This window comes from Flavobacterium helocola (assembly GCF_038289885.1).
GTDB lineage: Bacteria > Bacteroidota > Bacteroidia > Flavobacteriales > Flavobacteriaceae > Flavobacterium > Flavobacterium cheniae.
The window spans coordinates 321,481-344,671 of the sequence record NZ_JBBYHT010000001.1 but is presented as its reverse complement, the minus strand read 5'-3'; the positions used below and the strand labels follow the sequence as shown (position 1 = coordinate 344,671).

29 protein-coding genes are annotated in these 23,191 nt (G+C 31.6%); 22 read left to right on the top strand and 7 right to left on the bottom strand.

Features of this window, described 5'->3' with window-relative positions; translation table 11 throughout:
* Window positions 1-135 precede the first annotated feature (135 nt).
* Both AAEO58_RS01630 and AAEO58_RS01625 read left to right on the top strand, forming a co-directional pair.
* Complete coding sequence (locus tag AAEO58_RS01630; RefSeq protein ID WP_133608593.1) at window positions 136-825, top strand: response regulator transcription factor; 690 nt, start codon at window positions 136-138, stop codon at window positions 823-825.
* Window positions 825-1,868 (top strand): sensor histidine kinase, encoded by a 1,044-nt coding sequence (locus AAEO58_RS01625; protein ID WP_341681377.1) that lies wholly within the window; start codon window positions 825-827, stop codon window positions 1,866-1,868. The genes AAEO58_RS01630 and AAEO58_RS01625 overlap by 1 nt, the downstream gene beginning before the upstream one ends.
* Here the strand turns inward: AAEO58_RS01625 and AAEO58_RS01620 are convergent.
* Both AAEO58_RS01620 and AAEO58_RS01615 read right to left on the bottom strand, forming a co-directional pair.
* Window positions 1,842-2,897, bottom strand: a complete 1,056-nt coding sequence (locus AAEO58_RS01620; protein WP_133608589.1) for a glycosyltransferase — start codon at window positions 2,895-2,897, stop codon at window positions 1,842-1,844. The genes AAEO58_RS01625 and AAEO58_RS01620 overlap by 27 nt on opposite strands.
* On the bottom strand, window positions 2,897-3,718 hold the full coding sequence (locus tag AAEO58_RS01615) for a UDP-2,3-diacylglucosamine diphosphatase (protein WP_133608587.1): 822 nt from the start codon (window positions 3,716-3,718) through the stop codon (window positions 2,897-2,899). Before AAEO58_RS01615 ends, AAEO58_RS01620 begins: the two co-directional genes overlap by 1 nt.
* Before the next feature lie 117 nt (window positions 3,719-3,835).
* Between AAEO58_RS01615 and trmB the strand changes: the two genes are divergently transcribed.
* From trmB to AAEO58_RS01520, 19 genes are all read left to right on the top strand, one after another.
* Complete coding sequence (gene trmB / locus AAEO58_RS01610) at window positions 3,836-4,510, top strand: tRNA (guanosine(46)-N7)-methyltransferase TrmB (RefSeq protein WP_133608585.1); 675 nt, start codon at window positions 3,836-3,838, stop codon at window positions 4,508-4,510.
* A 57-nt stretch (window positions 4,511-4,567) separates the two neighbouring features.
* The gene (locus tag AAEO58_RS01605) at window positions 4,568-5,194 is read left to right on the top strand and encodes a LysE family transporter (protein WP_133608583.1); all 627 of its coding nucleotides are present in this window, start codon (window positions 4,568-4,570) and stop codon (window positions 5,192-5,194) included.
* Window positions 5,195-5,196: 2 nt separating this feature from the next.
* Window positions 5,197-5,541 (top strand): MGMT family protein, encoded by a 345-nt coding sequence (locus tag AAEO58_RS01600; protein WP_341681373.1) that lies wholly within the window; start codon window positions 5,197-5,199, stop codon window positions 5,539-5,541.
* A 178-nt stretch (window positions 5,542-5,719) separates the two neighbouring features.
* Window positions 5,720-6,307, top strand: a complete 588-nt coding sequence (locus AAEO58_RS01595; protein WP_341681371.1) for a YceI family protein — start codon at window positions 5,720-5,722, stop codon at window positions 6,305-6,307.
* Window positions 6,308-6,355: 48 nt separating this feature from the next.
* Window positions 6,356-7,621, top strand: coding sequence for a hypothetical protein (locus AAEO58_RS01590; protein ID WP_341681368.1), 1,266 nt, complete (start codon window positions 6,356-6,358; stop codon window positions 7,619-7,621).
* A gap of 56 nt (window positions 7,622-7,677) precedes the next feature.
* Window positions 7,678-8,238: a YceI family protein gene (locus AAEO58_RS01585; protein WP_341681366.1), complete on the top strand. Its 561-nt coding sequence runs from the start codon at window positions 7,678-7,680 to the stop codon at window positions 8,236-8,238.
* 206 nt (window positions 8,239-8,444) lie between these two features.
* Complete coding sequence (locus tag AAEO58_RS01580; RefSeq protein WP_341681364.1) at window positions 8,445-9,587, top strand: Mrp/NBP35 family ATP-binding protein; 1,143 nt, start codon at window positions 8,445-8,447, stop codon at window positions 9,585-9,587.
* A 1-nt stretch (window position 9,588) separates the two neighbouring features.
* Entirely contained in the window at window positions 9,589-9,828 is a 240-nt protein-coding gene (locus AAEO58_RS01575; RefSeq protein WP_133608571.1) for a NifU family protein, read from the top strand.
* Between the two features lie 117 nt (window positions 9,829-9,945).
* Window positions 9,946-11,004, top strand: a complete 1,059-nt coding sequence (locus AAEO58_RS01570) for an NAD(P)/FAD-dependent oxidoreductase (RefSeq protein ID WP_133608569.1) — start codon at window positions 9,946-9,948, stop codon at window positions 11,002-11,004.
* Window positions 11,005-11,021: 17 nt separating this feature from the next.
* Window positions 11,022-11,234 (top strand): hypothetical protein, encoded by a 213-nt coding sequence (locus AAEO58_RS01565; protein ID WP_341681361.1) that lies wholly within the window; start codon window positions 11,022-11,024, stop codon window positions 11,232-11,234.
* Entirely contained in the window at window positions 11,212-11,667 is a 456-nt protein-coding gene (locus tag AAEO58_RS01560; protein ID WP_341681359.1) for a DUF6036 family nucleotidyltransferase, read from the top strand. The genes AAEO58_RS01565 and AAEO58_RS01560 overlap by 23 nt, the downstream gene beginning before the upstream one ends.
* A gap of 3 nt (window positions 11,668-11,670) precedes the next feature.
* Window positions 11,671-12,003 carry a 2Fe-2S iron-sulfur cluster-binding family protein gene (locus tag AAEO58_RS01555; RefSeq protein ID WP_153207363.1) on the top strand — a complete coding sequence of 111 codons (333 nt, stop codon included), beginning with the start codon at window positions 11,671-11,673 and terminating at the stop codon, window positions 12,001-12,003.
* Window positions 12,004-12,087: 84 nt separating this feature from the next.
* Complete coding sequence (locus AAEO58_RS01550; RefSeq protein ID WP_264367612.1) at window positions 12,088-12,450, top strand: S-adenosylmethionine decarboxylase family protein; 363 nt, start codon at window positions 12,088-12,090, stop codon at window positions 12,448-12,450.
* A gap of 2 nt (window positions 12,451-12,452) precedes the next feature.
* Window positions 12,453-13,679 (top strand): DUF4178 domain-containing protein, encoded by a 1,227-nt coding sequence (locus tag AAEO58_RS01545; protein ID WP_341681352.1) that lies wholly within the window; start codon window positions 12,453-12,455, stop codon window positions 13,677-13,679.
* 4 nt (window positions 13,680-13,683) lie between these two features.
* Complete coding sequence (locus AAEO58_RS01540) at window positions 13,684-13,860, top strand: hypothetical protein (RefSeq protein ID WP_162845044.1); 177 nt, start codon at window positions 13,684-13,686, stop codon at window positions 13,858-13,860.
* A 6-nt stretch (window positions 13,861-13,866) separates the two neighbouring features.
* A complete protein-coding gene (locus AAEO58_RS01535) occupies window positions 13,867-14,082 on the top strand; it encodes a DUF350 domain-containing protein (RefSeq protein WP_133608561.1) in 216 nt (71 codons plus the stop codon).
* A complete protein-coding gene (locus AAEO58_RS01530; protein ID WP_341681350.1) occupies window positions 14,075-15,589 on the top strand; it encodes a polyamine aminopropyltransferase in 1,515 nt (504 codons plus the stop codon). Before AAEO58_RS01535 ends, AAEO58_RS01530 begins: the two co-directional genes overlap by 8 nt.
* On the top strand, window positions 15,567-17,195 hold the full coding sequence (locus AAEO58_RS01525) for an FAD-dependent oxidoreductase (protein WP_341681348.1): 1,629 nt from the start codon (window positions 15,567-15,569) through the stop codon (window positions 17,193-17,195). The genes AAEO58_RS01530 and AAEO58_RS01525 overlap by 23 nt, the downstream gene beginning before the upstream one ends.
* The gene (locus tag AAEO58_RS01520) at window positions 17,173-18,189 is read left to right on the top strand and encodes a hypothetical protein (RefSeq protein ID WP_341681345.1); all 1,017 of its coding nucleotides are present in this window, start codon (window positions 17,173-17,175) and stop codon (window positions 18,187-18,189) included. The genes AAEO58_RS01525 and AAEO58_RS01520 overlap by 23 nt, the downstream gene beginning before the upstream one ends.
* A 2-nt stretch (window positions 18,190-18,191) precedes the next feature.
* On the opposite strand, the gene AAEO58_RS01515 is transcribed toward AAEO58_RS01520, so the two are convergent.
* The 5 genes from AAEO58_RS01515 to AAEO58_RS01495 all read right to left on the bottom strand — a co-directional run bounded on the left by AAEO58_RS01515 (window position 18,192) and on the right by AAEO58_RS01495 (window position 22,298).
* Window positions 18,192-18,974 carry a DUF3050 domain-containing protein gene (locus tag AAEO58_RS01515; protein WP_341681343.1) on the bottom strand — a complete coding sequence of 261 codons (783 nt, stop codon included), beginning with the start codon at window positions 18,972-18,974 and terminating at the stop codon, window positions 18,192-18,194.
* Window positions 18,975-19,098: 124 nt separating this feature from the next.
* The gene (locus AAEO58_RS01510; RefSeq protein WP_341681341.1) at window positions 19,099-20,277 is read right to left on the bottom strand and encodes an acyl-CoA dehydrogenase family protein; all 1,179 of its coding nucleotides are present in this window, start codon (window positions 20,275-20,277) and stop codon (window positions 19,099-19,101) included.
* Window positions 20,278-20,475: 198 nt separating this feature from the next.
* Window positions 20,476-21,183 (bottom strand): tRNA1(Val) (adenine(37)-N6)-methyltransferase, encoded by a 708-nt coding sequence (locus AAEO58_RS01505; RefSeq protein WP_341681339.1) that lies wholly within the window; start codon window positions 21,181-21,183, stop codon window positions 20,476-20,478.
* A gap of 5 nt (window positions 21,184-21,188) precedes the next feature.
* On the bottom strand, window positions 21,189-21,716 hold the full coding sequence (gene rimM / locus AAEO58_RS01500) for a ribosome maturation factor RimM (RefSeq protein WP_341681337.1): 528 nt from the start codon (window positions 21,714-21,716) through the stop codon (window positions 21,189-21,191).
* Between the two features lie 15 nt (window positions 21,717-21,731).
* Window positions 21,732-22,298 (bottom strand): 30S ribosomal protein S16, encoded by a 567-nt coding sequence (locus AAEO58_RS01495; protein ID WP_341681335.1) that lies wholly within the window; start codon window positions 22,296-22,298, stop codon window positions 21,732-21,734.
* A gap of 173 nt (window positions 22,299-22,471) precedes the next feature.
* Here AAEO58_RS01495 and AAEO58_RS01490 point away from each other — a divergent pair, with 173 nt between their 5' ends.
* Window positions 22,472-23,167, top strand: coding sequence for a DUF6252 domain-containing protein (locus AAEO58_RS01490; protein ID WP_341681333.1), 696 nt, complete (start codon window positions 22,472-22,474; stop codon window positions 23,165-23,167).
* Window positions 23,168-23,191 lie beyond the last annotated feature (24 nt).

Sequence of the window (23,191 nt, the reverse complement as noted above, 5' to 3'; positions counted from 1 at the left end):
TAGTAAAGTTATTTGCCTGTTATGAATTAGTTGCCAATGTGTTATCGAATTGTTAATAGATTAAATAATTGTAAACTCCTTTGAACATTTTATTTTATCTTTACCTTTACAAACCAAAACATAACAATTTTTGTAATGAAGAAAAAAGACATTAAGATCTTATTGGTTGATGATGAGCAAGATATCCTAGAAATTGTAGGTTATAATCTTTCTCAAGAAGGCTATCAAATTGTAACAGCTTCAAATGGAAAAGAAGCCATTGCGAAAGCAAAAAAAGAACATCCTCAATTAATTATTATGGATGTTATGATGCCCGAAATGGACGGAATGGAAGCTTGCGAAAACATTAGAAAAATTCCAGAACTTCAAGATACTATTATCACTTTTTTAACCGCTCGTTCCGAAGATTATTCACAAGTTGCTGGTTTTGATGCTGGTGCTGATGATTATATTGCAAAACCTATTAAACCAAAAGTCTTAGTTAGTAAAGTGCAAGCTTTATTAAGAAGATTAAAAGGTATTGAAGGTGTTTCTTCAAGTACAACATTAAACGTTGGCAATATTGAAATTAATAGAGAAGAATACAAAATCGTTAACGAAGGAAAAGAGATTGTTTTACCAAGAAAAGAATTTGAATTGTTTTATCTTTTAGCAACAAAACCTGGAAAAGTGTTTACACGCGAAGAAATCTTAGATAAGGTTTGGGGTAATGAAGTAGTAGTTGGAGGAAGAACAATCGATGTTCATATTAGAAAATTAAGAGAAAAAATTGGAGATAACTTCTTTAAAACCATAAAAGGAGTGGGATATAAAATCGAATTTTAATGCAATTAAAATTTAAAAAATCTTATAAGTTCGCTTTAAAGTCATCGGTATACGTAACGTTGTTCTTTTTAGCGACTATTTTTTTATATCATTATTTTGTTCAGTCATTAAATTTACTTGTTGTTTTGGCCTTTTCGGTTGTTTTTTATGCGGCAACATTCTTTTTAATTCAATTTAGGGTAGAGCATTTTATATATAAACGCGTTAAGAAAATCTATGACGATGTTTCGCTTTTGGAAACAACTTCTTATGTAAATCAACCCGTAACAACTGATATGGCAACTCTTACTAAAGAAGTAAAAAAGTTTGCCCGAGATAAAAAATTAGAAATTGAAACCTTAAAAATTAGAGAAGAATACCGAAAAGAATTTTTAGGAAACGTTTCACACGAATTAAAAACACCACTTTTCACTATTCAAGGCTATTTATTGACGCTTTTAGATGGTGCAATGGAGGATAAAAACATCCGAAAAAAATATTTGGAACGTGCTGAAAAAGGGGTTGAACGCTTGATTTACATTGTGAAAGATTTGGATATGATTACCAAATTAGAAGTTGGTGAAATTAATTTAGATGTTACTAAATTTGATATTGTTGAGGTTGTTCAAAATGTGTTTGATTTGTTTGAGATGAAAGCGGCAAATAAAAACATTACCTTAACTTTTGATACAAAATACGCCAAGCCAATTTGGGTTATGGCCGATCAAGAGAAAATACAACAAGTAGTTACGAATTTGGTTGTAAACTCTATCAAATACGGTAAAAAAGGCGGCACAACTGAAGTAGGAATCGAAGATTTAACCAAAAATAAAGTCATCGTAAGAATTACTGATAACGGTGAAGGTATCGAAAAGCAAAATATTTCACGTTTATTTGAGCGTTTTTACCGTGTAGATAAAAGTGGTGCAAGAAGTGAAGGTGGTTCTGGTTTAGGATTAGCAATCGTAAAACACATTATTGAAGGACATGATGAAAAAATCTATGTGGAAAGTCAAATAGGTGTAGGCTCAGAATTTTCATTTACCTTGGAAAAGGCTAAATAATTCGTTCCAATTCGGGTCAACCGAAAAATCTTTAAATCCTTTGTAAAAGTGAATTTTTTCCAACTTGGAAGCTTTGAATTTCTCTTGCTTGCAACTTGGAGCCACAATTTCCGATTTAAACTTTTTAGCTAAATATTCTTGTTCGTATTGCCCTGGAGTCGGAATAAAAAACGCTTTTTTCTCCAATTTTGCCAAATCCATAACTGTAGTATAACCCGAACGACATACTACAAATTCACTTTCGTTAAAAGCGGTACTTAACTCCTCTGAGTTCATAAAATTGTAATACGTAATCGAATTAACTTGCTCAATTTGTTGTTGCGATTCCACAATTCCTTTTACGAAAAGAATTTCCTTCGAACTGTTTTTTAATTCTTTAGTAAGTTTTTTTTCCAACAAAGTACGTTGCGGTTCAGGTCCCGATAATAACACCATGATGTCGTATTTAATAGGAAGTGATTTCTTTTCAATTCGGCTTAACGGACCTATGTAATTGATTTTCTCTACTATTTTTTCAGGATGACCTAATTTACCAGATAAATTCTCTGCACCCGAAACATCAGGAACCCAACAAGAATTAAATTTTAAAAGGTAACGCAAATGAAGTTTTGTTGTTAACCATGATGTTTTACCCGAAAGCACATTTAATTGATGTGTTATAAAAACCGAAGGTACTCTAGATGAGTAAACGCCCAAACGATTATCGCTTATGATGCCTTCTATTTCATAATTTTCTACAATTTTTCTAATTTTTGCTTTCTCTTTTTTAATAGCAATTACCATTTTGGGTAATTGAGCAACTAATTTCCATTTAAAGTTTTTGCCATTTTCGGCATATTGAATGTTATAAGCCGGTAATTCAATACTAATAAGTTTTGGAAATTCCTTTTTCAATAAAGCTAGTGCAACACCATCGGAAGCAATTATAGGTTCAAAACCATTTTCTTCTAATGCTTTAATAATAGGAATACATCTTGTGGCATGTCCTAAACCCCAGTTTAATGGTGCTATGAGTATTTTTTTCTTCATTACTTTTTTAAAACAGCAATAAATTGCTCGGCTAGTTTGTTTTCATGTTCAAAATTATACTCGTTCTCATCGGAACTCAAATTTCGATCATGTTTATATAATTTCCACTTTTTGTTGTTGTATTCTAAAGCGGTTAAATTTTCTACCCAATCGCCTGAATTCAAATAAAAAGTCTCACCATTTTCATTTTCCATAAACTCAATTTTTGGTTCGTGAATATGACCGCAAATGACATAGTCGTACCCTTTTTCAATGGCTAATTCTACACAAACATTTTCAAAGTTAGTGATAAATTTAACAGCAGATTTTACATTGTTTTTAATTTTTTTGGAAAGCGAATACGGTTCTTTGTTAAATTGGGCTAAAACCCAATTAATAAATCGGTTAATTAAAATTAGGATATCGTAACCCCAACCGCCTAATTTTGCTAACCATTTGGCTTGTGTAATCGAAGCATCAAAAACATCACCATGAAAAATCCAAGCTCTTTTGTGGTCTAATTCTAATACGAGTTTGTCGATTAAACTGATATTTCCCATGTGTAAATCGGTAAATTTTCTAAGAAATTCATCGTGATTTCCAGTAATGTAGTACACTTTGGTACCTTTGGTACTCATAGAAATAATTTTCTTAATTACTTCTAAGTGTTTGGAAGGGAAATACGATTTTCTAAATTGCCAAATATCAATAATATCGCCATTTAGAACTAAAATTTTAGGTTTTATTGAAGATAAATAATCCAATAATTCTTTTGCATGACAACCATATGTTCCAAGATGAACATCGGAAATAACTACAACTTCAACTTTTCTTTTTTTCAAAATAAAGATTTTATGCAAAAAACGAAAACATATCTAATGTTAAGGTTATTGAAACATTATTAAAAGTTTATTTGTGGTGCTAATTATTTGCTTAATTTTGCCCAAAATAAATTAGAAGTGGGAAGTAAAAATAAATTAAAAAGATTCAGTGAGAACGAAACGTTTTCTAATGTTTTTCAGCCAACAAGAGAAGAAGTTGTAGGAAATGAATTTCCGTTAAGAGGTAAATGGAATAGTGAATTCTTTAAAAATGATAATCCAATCGTATTAGAATTAGGTTGTGGAAAAGGCGAATACTCTGTTGGTTTAGCAGAAAGATTTCCAAATAAAAACTTCATTGGAATTGATATCAAAGGAGCAAGATTTTGGCGTGGTGCTAAAACTGCGGTTGAATCAGGTATGAATAATGTAGCATTTGTGAGAACTCAAATTGAATTAATTAATCACATTTTTACCGAAAACGAAGTTTCTGAAATTTGGATTACTTTTCCAGATCCACAAATTAAATACAAAAGAACTAAGCACAGAATGACCAATTCTGAGTTTTTGAATAACTATAAAAAAATTCTGAAACCAAATGGATTGATGCATTTAAAAACTGATTCTGAGTTTATGCACGGTTATACGTTAGGATTATTACATGGTGAAGGTCATGAAGTAATCTATGCCAACCATAACATCTACAAAAACGAAGGAGCTCCGGCAGAAGTAACTGGAATTCAAACGTTTTATGAAAGCCAATATTTAGAAGTAAACAAACCAATTACTTACATTCAGTTCAGAATTAAGTAATCTTTGTTACCAATAGATGAATATAAATCGTCTATTTTTGAAAATAAAACAAATTTTATGACATTAGTAGTTTCTTTTTTATTAGGTTTTTTCATTGCAGCTGTTGGAATTGTTGCGCCAGGTATGTTGAACATGACCATAGCTAAAATTAGTGTAAGCGAAAATAAAAAAGAAGCCCTTTTGTTTGCTTTTGGAGCAGTTGTTATTGTTTTAATTCAGTGTTTTGTAGGTGTTTATTTTGCAAAGTTTATTGATGCTAATCCAAGTATAAGTGAAAATTTAAAGAAATTTGGAACTGTTATTTTTGTTCTGCTAACTTTCTTTTTTATTTATAATGGAATAAGAGCTAAAAAACCCAAATTAGAAGTAAAGATTAAAAACAAAAAAAACCGATTTGTTTACGGAGCAACCCTTTCTTCTTTAAACATGTTTGCAATTCCTTATTATGCATTCATTAGTTTAACTTTAGCTTCAAAAGATGTTTTTGATTTCGAATTAGTATCTATTGTAGTTTTTTCTATTGCTGCGGCATTAGGAACGTATTCCATATTTTATTTGTATGCTATCTTATTCAAAAAAGTAGAGCATAAAGTAGGATTCATCTCGAACAACATTAATTTTCTAATAGCTGCTATTACAGGATTGGTAGCACTTTCTTCAATCTATAAAATTCTAACGGTTTAATCTTGAAAAGCACCGATTCAAATAATGATAATTTTTTTGAACGTGTTTATATCATTGTTCGCCAAATTCCCGAAGGGAAAGTCACTTCTTATGGCGCTATTGCAAAAGCATTAGGAACCGCACGTTCTGCTAGAATGGTAGGTTGGGCAATGAATGCATCTCATAACTTAGAAGATGTTCCTGCTCATAGAGTTGTTAACAAAAAAGGACTGCTTTCTGGTAAGCATCATTTTGAAGGAACCAATTTAATGCAACAACTTCTAGAAAACGAAGGAATTAAAGTTGTAGATAATCAAATTATCGATTTCGAAAAGCATTTTTGGGAACCAACCATAAGTGGTTTGTAACAAATGTTACATTTCTATTTTCTTTATTCTTCTTCTTGAAAACGTTGTTTTCATAATAACATTTTCGTTTTCATTTCTTTTAAGATACTTCTTTCTTTTAGTAACAAACGTGACATATATCATATAAATAGCTTTTTTTTAGGTGGAGATTTGTACTATAATTTAAAACATAATACAAATGGACACTTTAAAAATACACTTCAAAAATTGGTTTTTACTTCTAATGGTTATTGCGCCAATATATACTGTTTTTGGACAAGATTCGAAAGTGGTTTTAGCCGAAAGCAAATTAGTAGTAGACGGAACTTCAAACGTACACGATTGGACAATAGAGGCAAAAGCAATGAGCGGAAAAGCTTCGGTAACTTTAGATGCAGGCGATTTAAAAGCAATAAAAAGTTTAGATTTTTCGGTTGAGGTTGAGCAATTAAAAAGTGGAAAAAGCGGAATGGACAAAAACACTTTTAAAGCTTTAAAAAGCACTTCACATAAAAATATCACCTTCAAATTGGTGAAAGTGATTAAAATCACAACAATCTCAGATAATAATTACACTATAGAAACACAAGGTGATTTAACTATTGCAGGAGTTACTAAAAGAATCAATCAATCTTTTACAACTAAACTTATTGGTAAAAAAATGGTTTTTACAGGTAAACAAAAAATAGACATGACTGTTTATGGTGTTGAACCTCCAAAAGCATTAATGGGAACTATTAAAACAGGTAAAGATGTAACAGTTGATTTTAAAGTAACATACAATTAAATAAACACGAACTTATAACTAAAACACACATATTAAATTTTAAAAATCATGAGAACATTTATTAAATTTTCGTTAGTAATTGCAGCCTTAGGCTTAAGTACAGGTATACAGGCTCAGAATAGAGATTTGGATAATTACAGACAACCTGATAAAAGAGGTGTTAATGTTTTTGAAAGTCCAAAAGATACAGCTTCCACTTTTGATGGAGTAAAAGTGAGAGTTGGTGGTGCTTCAACATTGCAATATCAAGCTTTTGACCATGAAAATGCAACAGGTGCAACAGCTTTAATTCCAATTGGAAATAATTTCAACTTGGCTACAGCCAACTTAGATTTAGACGTAGCATTAGCAAAAGGGGTTAGAATGCACTTAAGAACATATTTGTCTTCTCGTCACCACCCAGAACCTTATGTAAAAGGAGGTTATTTCCAAATTGATAACTTAGATTTTATCAAAGAAGGTTTACTAGCTGAAACAATGAAATATGTTACTATCAACATTGGACATATGGAAAACAACTATGGTGATGCACACTTTAGACGTTCAGATAATGCACAAGCTATTTATAACCCATTCGTAGGAAACTACATTATGGACGCGTTCACAACTGAAGTAGGAGCAGAAGTTTATTTTAGAAAAAATGGTTTCATTTCGATGATTGGAGCTACTAATGGTAAATTAAATCAAGGAGCTAATAATCCTAGTGCAACAAGTCCATCAGTTATGGCTAAATTAGGTTATGACAAACAATTTAATACAGATTTAAGATTCAGAATTACGGGTTCTATTTACAATTCTGCTTATTCAGCTAGAACATATTTATATGGTGGAGATAGAGCAGGTTCAAGATATTACTTCGTAATGGAGCCTACAACTGCTACTTCATCTGCTAATTATTCTTCTGGATTAGTTAACCCTGGTTTAACAAACAAGTTGACTGCAATTATGATTAATCCATTTGTAAAATACAAAGGTTTTGAGTTCTTTGGATTATTTGAAACCGTTTCTGGAAGAAAATTTGCTGAAACAGATAGAAGAAACTTTACTCAATTAGGTGCAGATTTATTATACCGTTTTGGTAAAGATGAAAATTTATACGTAGCAGGTCGTTATAATTCAGTTTCTGGAGAATTAGACGCAACACAAGATATTGATGTACAAAGAGTTTCTTTAGGAGCAGGTTGGTTCATGACAAAAAACATCTTAGCTAAAGTTGAATATGTAAACCAAACATATGATGGTTATACACCTGGAAGTATTTTAGATGGTGGTAAATTTAGTGGATTTGTTGCAGAGGCAGTAATTAGTTTCTAATAAATTAAATTTAATAAAGTGAAAAGCACAATTGCTTTTCACTTTATTTTAAGGTTATGAAAGCAATAGGTATTATAACAGTTTTAATTCTTTTGAGTTTTGGTTTTGCTAAAAATCAAACTAAAGTTAAAATCACGAACAAAAGTGAAGTAACAATTAAAGGAAAATCAAATGTTAATAGTTTCGAATGTAAATACAATTCTGATTTTATTGAGAATGATTTGCAAGTTTCAATAGCTAGAAATAACAACAAAATACTGTTAGAAGGTGCAAAGCTTTCCATTAAAAGTACTGGTTTCGATTGTGCACATAAAATGATCACAAAAGATTTTAAATCCATACTTAAAGCAGAAGAATATCCTCATATTGTAATAAATGTGAAAGAATTAAATGCAGTTAAAGAAAATATTACAGCCAAATTAAATGTAAAAATTGCCGGAATTGAAAAAGAATATTTAGTTCCTGTAACATATAATCAAACAACAAATAATGTAAAAGGACAATTGAAGTTGAATATCAAAGATTTTAAATTAAAATCTCCTAAAAAATTATTAGGCATGGTGGTAGTTAATGACAATGTTGAGATAAATTTCAATTTGTTTTTACAGTATTACTGAATTATTTTTCAGTTAGTTTAGAAAGCAATCTTGTAAAAGGTTGCTTTTTTGTTATTTACAATAGATTATAACTATCAAATTATAAAAACTTTAAACCTTGTTACTTTTAAACTCCTAAACTTCTTATTATCTTTGCAATCTAAAATCAGTCTGAATAAAAATGCAATTTTATTTCAATCAGACTGATTACGAAAAAACTCAAACAGATGAAATTAGATAGAAAAGAAATTTTAACTGCATTAGAGACCATTTCGGTAGCTGGTGAAGGGAAAAATATGGTCGAAAGTGGCGCCATTCAAAATGTAATCACTTTTGGAGATGAGGTAGTAGTTGATGTGCTTTTATCAACTCCAGCACTACATATTAAGAAACGTGCAGAAGTGGATATCATCAAAGTAATCCACGAAAAAGTATACGAAAAAGCTAAAGTAAAAGTAAATATTAAGGTGGAAGCGCCAGAAAAACCAGAAAATCCTAACTTAATTAAAGGAAAACAAATTCCTGGGATTTCAAATATCATTGCGGTTGCTTCAGGAAAAGGTGGTGTAGGAAAATCTACTATTACAGCCAATCTTGCGGTAACATTAGCTAAAATGGGATTCAAAGTTGGAGTTTTAGATGCCGATATTTACGGACCTTCAATGCCAATTATGTTTGATGTTGAAAATTCGAAACCAATTTCAGTTGAGGTAGATGGAAAATCAAAAATGCAACCTGTTTCAAGTTACGGAGTAGAAATTCTGTCTATCGGATTTTTCACAAAACCAGACCAAGCGGTTATTTGGAGAGGTCCAATGGCAGCCAAAGCTCTAAACCAAATGATTTTTGATGCCAACTGGGGCGAATTAGATTTCATGCTAATCGATTTACCACCAGGAACAGGTGATATTCACTTATCAATTATGCAATCGTTACCAATTACTGGAGCAGTTGTAGTAAGTACACCGCAAGCCGTAGCTTTAGCCGATGCTAAAAAAGGAGTTTCGATGTTTATGTCGGAATCTATCAATGTACCTGTTTTAGGAATTATCGAAAATATGGCGTATTTCACACCAGAAGAACTTCCTGAAAATAAATATTATATCTTTGGAAAAGAAGGTGCTAAAAACTTAGCAGAAGATTTGCAAGTGCCTCTTTTAGGAGAAGTGCCATTAGTACAAAGCATTCGTGAAGCAGGAGATTACGGTCGCCCAGCAGCATTGCAAACGGCTTCAGTTTTAGAAGGTGTTTTTGAAGCGATTACAAGAAACGTAGTACAAGAAACAGTAAATCGTAATGAAACTTTGCCTCCTACAGAAGCTATCAAAATAACAACAATGGCAGGTTGTTCTGCTGTTAAAGGAAAATAATATGACTACAATAGAAATAAAAGATAATGTTGAAAAAGCATTAGAGGAAATTCGTCCGTTTTTGAATTCTGATGGTGGCAATATTTCACTAGTAGAAATTATTGATGATAAACACGTAAAAGTCCGTTTAGAAGGTGCTTGTACGAATTGTAGTTTAAGCATCAGTACTATGAAAGCAGGTGTAGAAACTACCATCAAAAAGTATGTTCCACAAATTGAAACAGTTGAAAATATTGCATAACTGATTATTATCATATTATGTTATAATTCAATTTTTCAATTTTGCCTCTTTGTAACTATTGTAACGTATAGCAAATTTTAGTATTTGTAACTTTACAACACTAAAAGATTTTAAAACATGATTCAAACGGATATATTAATTATTGGCGCAGGTCCTACGGGACTTTTTGCCGTTTTCGAAGCCGGATTATTACAGTTAAAATGTCATATTATTGATGCCTTGCCTCAGCCAGGCGGACAGTTAGCGGAGTTGTATCCAAAAAAACCAATCTTCGATATTCCAGGTTATCCATCAGTACTAGCTGGAGATTTGGTAACCAATTTGATGGAACAAATCAAACAGTTTCAACCTGGATTTACGTTAGGGGAAACTGCTGAAACCATTCAAAAATTAGAAGACGGAACTTTCATCGTAACCACTAATGAAGGCACAAAACACCAAGCAAAAGCGATTGCAATTGCAGGTGGTTTAGGGACATTTGAACCAAGAAAACCGATTCTTAAAGATATCGAATTTTACGAAAAAGAAGACCGTGGAGTAGATTATTTCGTAAAAGATCCAGAAAAATACCGTGGAAAAAATATCGTAATCGCAGGTGGAGGTGACTCCGCTTTAGATTGGAGTATTTTCTTATCGAATGTCGCGAATTCAGTGACTTTAGTTCATAGAAGAAACGAATTTAGAGGCGCTTTAGATTCAGTTGAAAAAGTACAAGAATTAAAAAACGCTGGCAAAATAAAATTAGTAACTCCTGCTGAAGTTGTTGGGTTTAATGGTAGTGAGCGAATAACTGCAGTTGATATTGAAGTTAACGGAGCTAGAATGAAAGTAGAATGTGATTATTTCATTCCGCTTTTCGGATTAACACCAAAGTTAGGGCCAATTGCTAACTGGGGATTAGAAATCGAAAAGAATGCCATCAAAGTAAATAACGCATTGGATTATCAAACCAACATCGACGGAATTTATGCAATCGGTGACGTAAACATTTATCCAGGAAAATTGAAATTGATTTTATGTGGTTTCCACGAAGCTACTTTAATGTGCCAAAGTGTCTACAACAGAATCAATCCAGGAAAACGTTATGTGTTGAAATATACCACTGTTTCTGGAGTTGATGGTTTTGATGGAACAAGAAAAGAAGCAGAAAAAGCCGTTGTAAAATCGATTGATTAAATTTTTATATTTGTAATATGGAAAGTATAAGAATGGATAGAAGTGTAGTTAGTAAATCATCTTTTGAAGAAGCAGATGATCATGTGGCTTTTTATGAAGACAAAACACCTCTTGAACGTTTAAATTATGCTTGTGATATTATAAATTCTATTTTTGATACAAATCCTGATAAGAAAGTAGATAGAACCGTTTTTTCTTCAAGAAAACATGCCGAACTTATTCAATATTGATTTTTTAGAATTTTTACAACTTTTAGATAAACATGAGGTTGATTATTTATTGGTTGGAGGATATGCTGTAATCTTACATGGTTATGGGAGAAGTACTGGTGATATGGATTTGTGGATTAATCAAACGGTTCAAAATTACAACAAATTACAGTTGGTTTATCAAGATTTTGGAGCGCCAATTTTTTCAATAGAAGATTTTGAAAGTGAAAAATTTGATGTTTGGAGCATTGGAGTTGAACCAAGAAAAATTGAAATATTAACCAAAGTGACTGGTTTAAATTTTAATGAAGCTTTCAAAAATCGTTTGTTTTTAAATCTAGAAAATTTTAAAGTACCTTATATCGATTTTGAAGATTTGATGAAAAATAAAATCGCAACAGGGAGATTGAAAGACTTACTTGATATTGAACAATTAAAGAAAAAAAATAAATAAATAATGCCACAAGACGTAACCATTTTCATAACCGACAGAAACGGAGTTAAACACGAAGTGTTAGCCCCAACCGACATGAACATGAACATCATGGAGTTAATTCGTTCTTATGAATTAGCCGAAGAAGGAACTGTTGGAGTTTGCGGCGGAATGGCCATGTGCGCTTCTTGTCAGTGTTATGTTTTAAACGATGTAATCTCATTAGAGCGCAATCCAGATGAAGAAGCAATGCTTTGGGAAGCCTATCACGTAAAGGATAATTCCAGGCTAGGTTGTCAAATTCCAATCACGGAAGATTTAGAAGGTTTAGAAATTGAAATAGCACCAGAACAATAAAGCGAGATTTTTCTCGCTTTTTTTATTTTTTATTGTAACATTTGTAGAAATGAAACGTATAAAGAATATGTTTACTTTTAAATAATGGAAAAACAAAGCAATCTTTTAGGATTACATCAATTATTAACGCTCGAAGTTTCAAATAGTAATAAATTAATAGATTTATTAGGTTTTGTGTCTTTTACCGACAATCTTCTGGTTGAAAATCAATTAGAAAAAGTAGGAAATACTTCATTTGTATTTGAAAACGGAAGTTTTACGATTGCTTATTGTTTAAAAGAATCTCATATTTGTATCCATACCTGGCCAGAAATTAATACGTTAACTATGGATGTTTATCTTTGTAATTATTCTCAAGATAATTCTAATAAAGTTAGAAGTATTGCAAAAGATTTTATAGCTTATTTTGAAGCAAATATTGTTAAACAAATAGAAGTTGAAAGATAAATATGGAGTTAACTTGTCCTAAATGCAATCAAAATACTGCTATTGAATCAAGTTTTGAAGTAAAAAGCTTTGGTTGTTCTCATTGTAATAGTTTTTTTACCTATAATAATTCGAAGTTAAAATTCGAAAAAGCATACGATTATTCTCCAAAAGATACCATTCTAAAAATCGGGACAAAAGGAATAATTGATGGAGAAACCTATGAAATAGTTGGATTAATCATTAAAAAAGCTCATGCCATATATTATTGGCGTGAATATACTTTAATGTCAAAATCGGGCAAAGTAAAATATCTTTCTGAAACTGACGGACATTGGATTTTATTAGAAGAAGTTCCAGAATCGTATGATGTATCACGTAAATACAAGAAACTCACACACAAAGAAATATCATATAATCTTTATGAATATACAGATACTTTCATTGCAAGAATCTATGGTTTTTATGAGTTTGAAATAAGTAATAGACCTGTTAAAATGGTCGAGTATATTAATCCTCCATTTATAATTTCTATCGAAGAATTTGATAATGATGATACAACTTATTTAGGAAAGCATATTTCTTCAAGTGAAGTAAAAAAAATATTTAATGTTAGTCAACTTCCTTCTAAATCTGGAGTAGGACTTGTGCAACCTTTTTTATTTAATATTTACAATACGCTTCTTGTTTTTATATCATTTGCGATATTAATTTTAGCTACCTATATCTTTTTTAATATGGGTAGAACAGAGAAAAACGTATTGTATACGTCATTAAATTTTGATGAATATAAAAATAAGGAATTCATTTCGTCTTCATTTGATTTGAAAGGAAGTCCTGCTCCTTTGGTTGTTTCAGCTAGTTCTGATGTAATGAATTCTTGGGCAAATGCACAAGTTTCATTAGTTAATGAAGCTACAAATGAAGAAGAATATGCTCAAAAAGATATTGAGTATTACAGTGGTTATACCGATGGAGAAAGTTGGACAGAAGGAAGTACAAGTACAACCTTTAATTTTTGTGGTGTGTCACAAGGAAAATATCACTTGGTAATAATACCTTCAAAACAAGATACAGACACTTCTAATCAAACCATGAATATAAAAGCAGTTTGGAATGAATCATCGGTTTGGAATTTCATGTTAAGTTTAGTTTTTCTGGGTGGGATTTTTGCAATAATTTTCTTTTTAAAGAAAAACTTCGAACAAAGAAGATGGGAGAATAGTGATTTTACACCTTACACCGAGTAGTAATATGAAGCAGTTTATCATTAATAATAAATGGGCAATTGTATTTGGACTTTTAGTCTACACATTGTTTTTAGGTTATTCCTTTACCGGAAGTAGAATTTGCGATTGCGAATCTACTGAAAAGTCAAATTCAGGCGGTTCTAGAGGGTACAGCACAGTAAATAGATTTTATCATAAATAATTTAATATGGAATATATTGCATTAAAAGGCATAGTAAATGCGTTAATTTTTTCAGTGATTGGGGTTGTAGTTTTAATTATAAGTTATTATATAATTGAAAAAATAACGCCTGAAAATACTTGGAAAGAAATTGTTCAAAATAAAAACACAGCATTAGCTATTGTTTTTGCAGCATTAATTATCGGAATTTCTCTTATTATTAGCGCAGCAATTCATGGGTAAATTTTTTAGGTTTGAATACCTATTATTATTTGCAGTTTTTGTTATCGCAACTTGTGGCTTAATCTATGAATTAGTCGCGGGAACGTTAGCGAGTTATCTTTTGGGAGATTCTGTAAAGCAATTTTCATTCATCATAGGAGTATACTTATTTTCTATGGGAATAGGGTCTTATTTTGCAAAATTTATCAAAAGAAATCAACTCAATACGTTTATAGAAATTGAAATTGTAGTTGGAATTATTGGCGGATTAAGTTCGGTTATATTATTCTTGCTTTTTGAAAATGTAGCCTATTTTCAGTTCATCCTTTATTTTTTAGTCTTCATTACAGGTTGTTTAGTCGGATTAGAAATTCCGCTTTTAATGAATATTCTAAAAGACAAGGTTAAGTTTAGTGACCTAGTTTCAAATGTTTTTACCTTTGATTACATTGGTGCTTTGCTTGCTTCAGTGTTATTTCCTTTGGTTTTTATTCCGCAATTAGGAATTATTAGAACTTCCTTGTTTTTTGGAATGATTAATCTAAGTGTTGCTATTGCACTTTGTTTTATATTAGAAAAAGAAATCAAGAAAGTGTATTTTTTGAAAGCTAAAGCGATAATCTCTTTTCTAATTTTAGTTGGTTTTTTTATTTTTTCCGAAAAAATTCTCTCTTTTTCGGAAGAGAAATTATATGGTGAAAATATCGTTTTTACAAAAACTACTTCTTATCAACGAATCGTGTTGACGCATTTAAAAAATGATTATAAATTGTATTTGAATAACAATTTACAATTCAGCTCAGCCGATGAATATCGTTATCATGAAGCACTGGTACATCCAGCTATGTCAAGCGCAAATTCAGTGGATGAAGTTTTAGTTCTTGGTGGAGGTGATGGTTTAGCAGTTAGAGAAATTTTAAAGTACGATGCCGTAAAAAAAATTACATTAGTAGATTTAGATGGAGGAATGACGAAGTTATTTACAACAAATCCAGTACTGAAAAGTTTGAATAATAACTCCTTCGAAAATAAGAAACTAAGTGTTTTTAACCAAGATGCATTTCTTTGGGTAAAAGAAGCTCAAAAAAAATATAATGTGGTCATCATAGATTTTCCTGATCCTTCCAATTATAGTTTAGGGAAATTATATTCGGTTAATTTTTATCAATCGCTTTCTAAAATTTTAGCGCCAAATGCAGTTGTGGTTATTCAAACAACTTCGCCTTATTTTGCGCCTAAATCATTTTGGTGTATCAATAAAACCGTAAAAACTTCTTTTTCTAATACTGATGCTTATCATGTTTATGTACCATCTTTTGGTGAATGGGGTTTTACCATAACTTCAAACAATCCGAGTTATGATTTTAATATAGTAAATAGAAAAGTTGAAAATCTTCGATTTTACAATTATAAATACAATTCGCTTAATCAATTTACTAGTGATATGAAGGCAAGTAATGTTGAAGTAAATCGATTAGACAACCAAATTTTAGTACGCTATTTTGATGAAGAGTGGGGAAAACTATAATTCACGAAGAACTTTCATAAAAAAAATAGCCGCTTTATCTATTATAGCTGCCGTACCCAGTTTGTTGGTTTCTTGTAAAGACAAACTAATTGAAATTGCATTAAAACTTACTGGAACTAATCATATTTTAGGACATCGTTTGTGGTTAAAGAACTTTCCAAAACCAACTAATGAAATTAAAATACCATATTTAATTGTCGGTGGTGGAATTTCCGGACTTTCTGCAGCGCGACAATTCAAAAGAAAAGGAATTGAAGATTTTTTAGTTTTAGAATTAGAAAATAAATTAGGCGGAAATTCTGCAAATGGTGAAAATCAGTATTCTAAATTTCCTTTAGCAGCACATTATTTGCCTTTACCTAATGTAAGAGATAAAGAACTTTTAAACTTTTTAGAAGAATCAAAAATCATAGTAGATTACAAAGATAATTTACCTGTTTTTGATGAAACGCAATTGTGTTTTGATCCAAACGAACGTTTGTTTATTCGTAATTCTTGGCAGACGGATTTAATTCCGAGATATGGAAATTCTAAAGAAGCTGACAATCAAATGGACTTATTTCTTCAAAAAATGACTGAATTTCGAGAGAATAAAGGTAAAGATGGAAAGTACTTTTTTGATATTCCAAAATCATTCTGTTCATCAGATGAATCTTTAAATTCATTGGATGAAATAACCATGAAGGAATGGTTGTTAGACAATAATTTCACTGCTGAAGAAATTTTAGAATATGTAGATTATTGCTGTAAAGATGATTTTGGATTAGGAATTGAATTTGTTTCGGCTTGGGCTGGGATTCATTATTTTGCTGCAAGGAAACACGAGAACAACAAATATGACGATACGGTTTTTACCTGGCCAGAAGGAAATGGTAGATTGGTAAAACATTTAAAATCAGCTGTTGAAAATAAAGTGCTGACGAATCATTTAGTATATGATATCCAACTTAATTCAGATGGCGTTAAAGTGTTGGTTTTTAATGCTAAATCTAATGAATCAATAACTATTTTAGCCGAAAAAGTAATTCTTGCCACACCACAATATATCACAAAGTATTTGGTTTCGGAAAGAAAAAATACGGCAAATAATTTTCATTATGCTCCTTGGTTTACGGCTTCCATCACATTAACCGACATTCCAGATAACGGTAGTTTTCCTCTGTCTTGGGATAATGTAATTTACAAAGCAAATGGTCTTGGATACGTTTATAATCAACATCAAAACTTGGAGCAAATTATAGATAAAAAAGTCATTACGTATTATTACAGCTTTAGTTCAAATGATATAAAGAAAGACAGAAAAGAGTTGCTAAAAAAACCAATTGAACATTGGAAAGAGTTAGTATTGTCTGATTTAAAAATAGCACATCCAGATATTGATCAATATATAAGTGCGATTGAAATTCACAGAATTGGTCACGGAATGATAAGTCCTGTTCCTAATTTTCTAAAAAGTAAATCGCTCAAAGAAGCTTCAAAAAATATAGAAAATAAAATCTTTTTCGCACACAGCGATTTAGCTGGAATCTCTATTTTTGAAGAAGCTTTTCATCAAGGAATTAATGTAGTTAATAAAATTGTAGATGGAACAACCTTGGATTCATAAATCAAAAACCGATTTTTGGTTGATACTTTTTCCAGCATTTTTTGTTTTGGGAATTGTATTTGTTTTTCAGAATTGGTTATCGCAAATTCAAGAAGATTACTCCTTTTACACTTGGTTATTTTTGATTGTTTTTATTGATGTGGCGCACGTTTATGCGACTCTTTTCAAAACTTACTTTGTAAGATCGGAATTTCAAAGGAGAAAAAAACTGTACATTGGATTGCCAATAATTTGTTTTCTAATAGGTTTGTTTTTATTTGGTTTTGGGAGTTCTGTTTTCTGGTCTGTTTTAGCTTATGTGGCTGTTTTCCATTTTATTAGACAGCAATATGGGTTTGTTAGGTTATATGCAAGAAAGGAAGAAAAATCAAAAATTAATCGATATTCAGATGCATTAATAATCTACACAGTAACCATTTATCCAATGTTGTATTGGTTTTTTTCTTCGCCAAGAGCATTTAATTGGTTTGTAGAAAAAGAGTTTTTAAGATACGAAAGCCAGTTTTTAATTCAAGTTTCAACTGTAATTTATGTTCTTGTTGTGGCATATTACTTATGTCGAACACTTTATATTTATTTGAAAACCAGCTATTTTAACATTCCAAAAAACCTGATAATTATTGGAACATTATCATCATGGTTTTTTGGAATAGTATATTTTAATAACGATTTGGTTTTTACACTTTTAAATGTGGTTTCTCACGGAATCCCTTACATGGCATTAATATATTTAAAAGAAATCGATTCAAAACCCAAAGAAGAAATAGGCGAATTATTTCATTTTAAAAACAGCAAAGGAGTCATTTTCTTTGTTTTAATCCTAATTGGAATAGCTTTCACCGAAGAATATTTGTGGGAAATTTTTGTTTGGAACGAAAATTTTAACATTGGAATTAATACTTTCAAATGGCAATTTATTTTGGTTCCATTGCTTACAGTTCCACAATTTACACACTATCTATTAGACGGTTTTATTTGGAAGAACAATAAATAAAATTATACTAATTCATGCTTATGTTCCACTTGCTCCTCAATAGCATTCCAAAGTCCGATTCTTTTTTCCAAAGCTAAAACCGAAACTTCTTCTACTTCTTTCCATTTTAGTTCTGAATCGCCACAAAGTTCAGCAATCATTTGCATTGCCATTGGACCGTGTTCGTCAGCGTCTAATTCAATATGTCTTTCGAAATAATAAATTAGTTTTGATAAATCCGTTTCAGGAAAGTTTTGCTGAAAGTTTTTCAATATTTCGGTAAACATATTCGGAATCAAATCTTCTCTTCCAAAAGTAAAAGCAGCCGCAATTTCGTGTGGTTTTCCTTGTTCAATTACTCTAAAAGTGAAATCTAAAAATGCCTTCACATTCGGATGTAAATCACTTTGTTTTATCGATACAAAAATGTTTTTTGTTTCTTCCACATTCTTCAAAAACGCATTAATTTGAGTAGTTGAAGCACCACATTGTGTCATCGCATCTAAATACATTTCAAAATGACTTTGACGAGTTCCGTCCAATGTTAAATCGGTTTCTTCTGCTACAACTATCTCGTTAATTAAATAACGAATTTCTGGATTTCCAATTGGTAACCAAGGAGTAGTAGTGCAAGTCAATTTGTTTTGCAATGCTTTTAATAACGACATAAAATCCCACACCGCATAAATGTGGTTTTCTAAGAAACAATGTAAATCGTCAATCGTTTTTACTTTATTGTATAACGAATGATTTAATAATTGTTCTTTTTGATTTTGAATCGATTGGTTTATGGTTTGAATATTCATAGGGCATTTTTTATTTCTATATACGAAATTCTAACTTCTTTTGGTTTTGAATCCGTACGCTACAAATGTAAAAATGCTTCCCTAAAAAGAGAAGCATTTTGTATCAATTTTATCTATTGTTTAATTACTTGAATGCTGGGAAACCTGTAACATCCATACCTGTAATTAACAAGTGAATGTCATGCGTTCCTTCATAAGTCACTACAGATTCTAAATTCATCATGTGTCTCATGATAGAATATTCACCTGTAATTCCCATCCCGCCTAACATTTGACGTGCATCGCGAGCAATTGTTAAAGCCATGTCAACATTGTTTCTTTTTGCCATCGAAATTTGAGCTGTAGTAGCTTTTCCTTCGTTTCTTAAAACACCCAATCTCCAAGTTAATAATTGCGCTTTCGTGATTTCAGTAATCATTTCAGCTAATTTCTTTTGTTGTAATTGCGTAGCTCCAATTGGTTTGTCAAACTGAATACGTTCTTTTGAATAACGTAAAGCCGTATCATAACAATCCATTGCTGCTCCAATCGCTCCCCAAGCAATACCATAACGTGCTGAATCTAAACATCCTAGTGGTGCTCCTAATCCAGATTTGTTTGGTAATAAGTTTTCTTTTGGAACTTTTACGTTGTCAAAAATAAGCTCTCCAGTAGCTGAAGCTCTTAATGACCATTTATTGTGTGTTTCAGGAGTTGAGAAACCTTCCATTCCTCTTTCCACGATTAATCCGTGAATTCTTCCTTCTTCGTTTTTAGCCCAAACTACTGCAATGTCAGCAAAAGGTGCATTCGAAATCCACATTTTAGCACCATTTAAAAGATAATGATCGCCCATATCTTTAAAATTAGTTACCATTCCACCTGGATTTGAACCGTAATCAGGCTCTGTTAAACCAAAACAACCAATCATTTCACCAGTGGCTAATTTTGGTAAATATTTCATTCTTTGTTCTTCGTTTCCGTATTTCCAAATTGGATACATTACCAATGAAGACTGAACAGATGAAGTCGAACGTACACCCGAATCTCCTCTTTCAATTTCCTGCATGATTAACCCATAAGAAATTTGGTCTAATCCAGCACCACCATATTCCACTGGAATATACGGACCAAATCCACCAATTTCTCCTAAACCTTTTACGATTTGATGTGGAAATTCTGCTCTTTGCGCGTATTCTTCAATAATTGGAGATACTTCTTTTTTTACCCAAGCACGTGCAGCATCACGCACCATTTTATGTTCGTCAGATAATAATTCGTCTAATAAATAATAATCTGGAGATTGAAATAAGTCTGGTCTCATAGTTTTTGATTTGAAAGTCACAAAAGTAAGTAAAGATTTTTAACAAATCAATGAACAAGTGTTATAATTTTACAAGAAGCTTTTTCCAGCTGTCCGCTCTATCTTTTTGTTTTATCGAATTCTAAAAACAAATCGTTATTTCATTATAAAAGAAATGCTTGAAAAACAAAAAGGATGCCACTACCATCTGGGCTAGGGCTACATCTTCAAATAGAACTCTTTCGTTAATTCGATGTATTCAGGAGTATAATTATGTCTGGAAATTTCAATAACTAACTCATCAATTTGAGGATTTTGTTCCATTCGACAAAAAGCCAATAAACTTCTTTTAATTTCCGATGTTGGTGTGCCTTTCACACGAGTAATTTTTAGTGGAAATAAATCCAATTCTTCACACATAGCAACAAATCGCTCTTCTTCTTTATAAGGAATAATCACAGAAAAAATACCATTATCCGAAAGTAATAAGGCAGCTGCTTCAATTAATTCTTCAAAAGGCAAAGCATCTTCAAAACGCGCTAAATCTCTCGAAGTGTTATCTGATTTATAATCATCGGTGTAAAAAGGTGGATTAGAAATAATTAAATCGTATTCATCTTCAGGTTCGTCCACAAACTCATCCAAACCCGCATGAAAACAAAATAATTTGTCACCCCAAGGCGAAGCCTCAAAATTTTCAACACATTGTTCGTAAGCGTCTTCGTCAATTTCAATCGCGTCAATTTGTTCGGCGTTGCTTCTTTGGGCTAGCATTAAAGATAAAATTCCAGTTCCAGCGCCAATATCTAACACATTGTAAGGATTATTGATAAGTGGAGTCCAAGCACCAAGTAAAACACCATCCGTGCCAATTTTCATAGCACAACGATCTTGATTAACCGAAAATTGTTTGAATTTAAAAGTCATTGGAATTATCCAAGATAAAGGTCAACCAAACCTTCAGGAGTTTCTAAAGTAATGGTTTTGTTTGCTCTGTCAAGTGCAATGATGAAATCATCAATAAGCGGAATTAAAATTTCAGTTCCGTTTTTATCAATTTCAAAAAGTGGTTGAGCACCACTATCATTAATAGCAACAATTTTACCAATATTTCCTCTCATTAGGTCAATAACATCAAATCCAATTACTTCGTGGTAATAAAATTGAGTGCCTTCTAATTTTGGTAACATAGAAAGTGGAAGATAAATTTCGCTTTCCATAATTTCGTCTGCTTCTTCTTCGGTTTGAATGTCTTCAAAACGAACACGCAGAAATTTTTCTTTATGAAGCGAACTACTTTCAATAAAAAATGGAACCAGACTTTTGTTGATTTCAACAAAAACTGATTCCAAATTTTGATACAATTCGGGTTCGTCGGTGTCTAAATACGCCAATACTTCCCCTTTGAAACTAAATTTTTTTGCGATTTTACCTAAATAGAAACAATCTTCTTTACGCATGGAATCGCTATAAAATTATGCTTGAGTTTCTTCGTTGTTTTCTTCAACAGCTGGAGTTTCTTCAGCAGCAGCTTCTACTACTTCTTCAGTTACTTCTGCTGCAGCTTCTTCAGCTACTTCTTCTACTTTCGCAGCTTCAGCTTGAGCAGCAATACGTTTTGCGTTTGCTTCTTGTTCAGCTTTAAATGCTTTTGCTTTTGCATCAGCCTCTGCTTTAGATAAACCAGATTTTTTTGCATCAACTTTACCAGCTTTCTCGTCTAACCAAGCAGCTAATTTAGCATCAGCTTGTTCTTGAGTTAAAGCACCTTTACGAACTCCTCCATCTAAGTGGTGTTTTAATAAAGCACCTGTGTAAGATAAAATTGCTCTTGCAGTGTCAGTTGGCTGAGCACCATTGAATAACCATGTAGCTGCTTTTTCGATGTTTAAATCGATAGTAGCTGGGTTAGTGTTTGGATTGTAAGTTCCGATTTTTTCTAAGAATTTACCATCTCTTTTTGATCTTGCATCTGCTGCAACAACCCAATAAAAAGGTTTCCCTTTTTTTCCGTGTCTTTGTAATCTAATTTTTACTGACATAATCTTGTGATTAATTTGAGGTTCTCGACCTCGGTTATTTAAGGGTGCAAATATATAAAACTTTGCAATACAAATGTGTAAGTTAGTGTAAAATATTTTTTCGTTGAAAATGTGTTTATTTCAATAAAAAAGTTATTTTTGTTACCTACATATTATAACGAACTTAATTTAAGATGAAAAAAATAGTTTCTTTACTTGCGCTTGTTGTTGCATTTTCTTCGTGTCAAGAGGATCTTCAAACTAATAATCCAGCTTTTCAAGCCAAACAAAATGATGTTTACTGGAGAGCAAATGATGCAAGAGTTAGTATTGATGAGGATGGTAAAATGGTAATTACAGCTTACAGTCAATTTGAAACAGTTACATTAGAAACTGCAAGTACTGATCCTGGAATTTATGTTTTAGGTACAACTAATCAAGAAAATTTCGCAACTTACTCTAATGATGTTGATGGATTTTCAGATTATTATGATACTGGTTTGTATTCTGGACCAGCATTTAAAGTTTCTGCAATGATTAATAGAGGAACGGCTTATCAAGCTAATTCAGCTGGTGCTCTAACAACTGGAGGTTCTGGCTCTGGATTAAGAGTAGCTACTAAAACTACAAATGGTACTGTTACTGAAATTACTGTAGTAGCTAGAGGGGTTGGATATAGACCTGGCGACATTGTTACTATTGTTGGAGGAAATAATAACGCAACTTTTAGAGTTATCAATATTCAACAAAGTAATGGAGAAATCGAAATTGAAGAAGTTGAAAACGGATTGTTTACAGGAAAATACAAGTTTAATGCAGTTAATGAAGAAGGTCAAGTGATTACTTTTTCTGAAGGTGTATTTTACAAGATTCCACTTTCAACATTCTAAAAAATAATTTAAAAATATTAAAAC

Excerpts from the sequence above, each read along its gene's own strand:
- AAEO58_RS01505 (WP_341681339.1), bottom strand. The coding sequence starts at position 21,183 with ATGACTTTTAAATTCAAACAATTTTCGGTTAATCAAGATCGTTGTGCT.
- AAEO58_RS01550 (WP_264367612.1), top strand. The coding sequence starts at position 12,088 with ATGGAAAAACAAAGCAATCTTTTAGGATTACATCAATTATTAACGCTC.
- AAEO58_RS01535 (WP_133608561.1), top strand. The coding sequence starts at position 13,867 with ATGGAATATATTGCATTAAAAGGCATAGTAAATGCGTTAATTTTTTCA.
- AAEO58_RS01575 (WP_133608571.1), top strand. The coding sequence starts at position 9,589 with ATGACTACAATAGAAATAAAAGATAATGTTGAAAAAGCATTAGAGGAA.
- AAEO58_RS01595 (WP_341681371.1), top strand. The coding sequence starts at position 5,720 with ATGGACACTTTAAAAATACACTTCAAAAATTGGTTTTTACTTCTAATG.
- AAEO58_RS01565 (WP_341681361.1), top strand. The coding sequence starts at position 11,022 with ATGGAAAGTATAAGAATGGATAGAAGTGTAGTTAGTAAATCATCTTTT.
- AAEO58_RS01515 (WP_341681343.1), bottom strand. The coding sequence starts at position 18,974 with ATGAATATTCAAACCATAAACCAATCGATTCAAAATCAAAAAGAACAA.
- AAEO58_RS01630 (WP_133608593.1), top strand. The coding sequence starts at position 136 with ATGAAGAAAAAAGACATTAAGATCTTATTGGTTGATGATGAGCAAGAT.
- rimM (WP_341681337.1), bottom strand. The coding sequence starts at position 21,716 with ATGCGTAAAGAAGATTGTTTCTATTTAGGTAAAATCGCAAAAAAATTT.
- AAEO58_RS01545 (WP_341681352.1), top strand. The coding sequence starts at position 12,453 with ATGGAGTTAACTTGTCCTAAATGCAATCAAAATACTGCTATTGAATCA.
- AAEO58_RS01570 (WP_133608569.1), top strand. The coding sequence starts at position 9,946 with ATGATTCAAACGGATATATTAATTATTGGCGCAGGTCCTACGGGACTT.
- AAEO58_RS01510 (WP_341681341.1), bottom strand. The coding sequence starts at position 20,277 with ATGAGACCAGACTTATTTCAATCTCCAGATTATTATTTATTAGACGAA.
- AAEO58_RS01530 (WP_341681350.1), top strand. The coding sequence starts at position 14,075 with ATGGGTAAATTTTTTAGGTTTGAATACCTATTATTATTTGCAGTTTTT.
- AAEO58_RS01540 (WP_162845044.1), top strand. The coding sequence starts at position 13,684 with ATGAAGCAGTTTATCATTAATAATAAATGGGCAATTGTATTTGGACTT.
- AAEO58_RS01525 (WP_341681348.1), top strand. The coding sequence starts at position 15,567 with ATGAAGAGTGGGGAAAACTATAATTCACGAAGAACTTTCATAAAAAAA.
- AAEO58_RS01555 (WP_153207363.1), top strand. The coding sequence starts at position 11,671 with ATGCCACAAGACGTAACCATTTTCATAACCGACAGAAACGGAGTTAAA.
- AAEO58_RS01605 (WP_133608583.1), top strand. The coding sequence starts at position 4,568 with ATGACATTAGTAGTTTCTTTTTTATTAGGTTTTTTCATTGCAGCTGTT.
- AAEO58_RS01520 (WP_341681345.1), top strand. The coding sequence starts at position 17,173 with ATGGAACAACCTTGGATTCATAAATCAAAAACCGATTTTTGGTTGATA.
- AAEO58_RS01580 (WP_341681364.1), top strand. The coding sequence starts at position 8,445 with ATGAAATTAGATAGAAAAGAAATTTTAACTGCATTAGAGACCATTTCG.
- AAEO58_RS01585 (WP_341681366.1), top strand. The coding sequence starts at position 7,678 with ATGAAAGCAATAGGTATTATAACAGTTTTAATTCTTTTGAGTTTTGGT.
- AAEO58_RS01590 (WP_341681368.1), top strand. The coding sequence starts at position 6,356 with ATGAGAACATTTATTAAATTTTCGTTAGTAATTGCAGCCTTAGGCTTA.
- AAEO58_RS01560 (WP_341681359.1), top strand. The coding sequence starts at position 11,212 with ATGCCGAACTTATTCAATATTGATTTTTTAGAATTTTTACAACTTTTA.
- AAEO58_RS01620 (WP_133608589.1), bottom strand. The coding sequence starts at position 2,897 with ATGAAGAAAAAAATACTCATAGCACCATTAAACTGGGGTTTAGGACAT.
- AAEO58_RS01495 (WP_341681335.1), bottom strand. The coding sequence starts at position 22,298 with ATGTCAGTAAAAATTAGATTACAAAGACACGGAAAAAAAGGGAAACCT.
- AAEO58_RS01625 (WP_341681377.1), top strand. The coding sequence starts at position 825 with ATGCAATTAAAATTTAAAAAATCTTATAAGTTCGCTTTAAAGTCATCG.
- AAEO58_RS01490 (WP_341681333.1), top strand. The coding sequence starts at position 22,472 with ATGAAAAAAATAGTTTCTTTACTTGCGCTTGTTGTTGCATTTTCTTCG.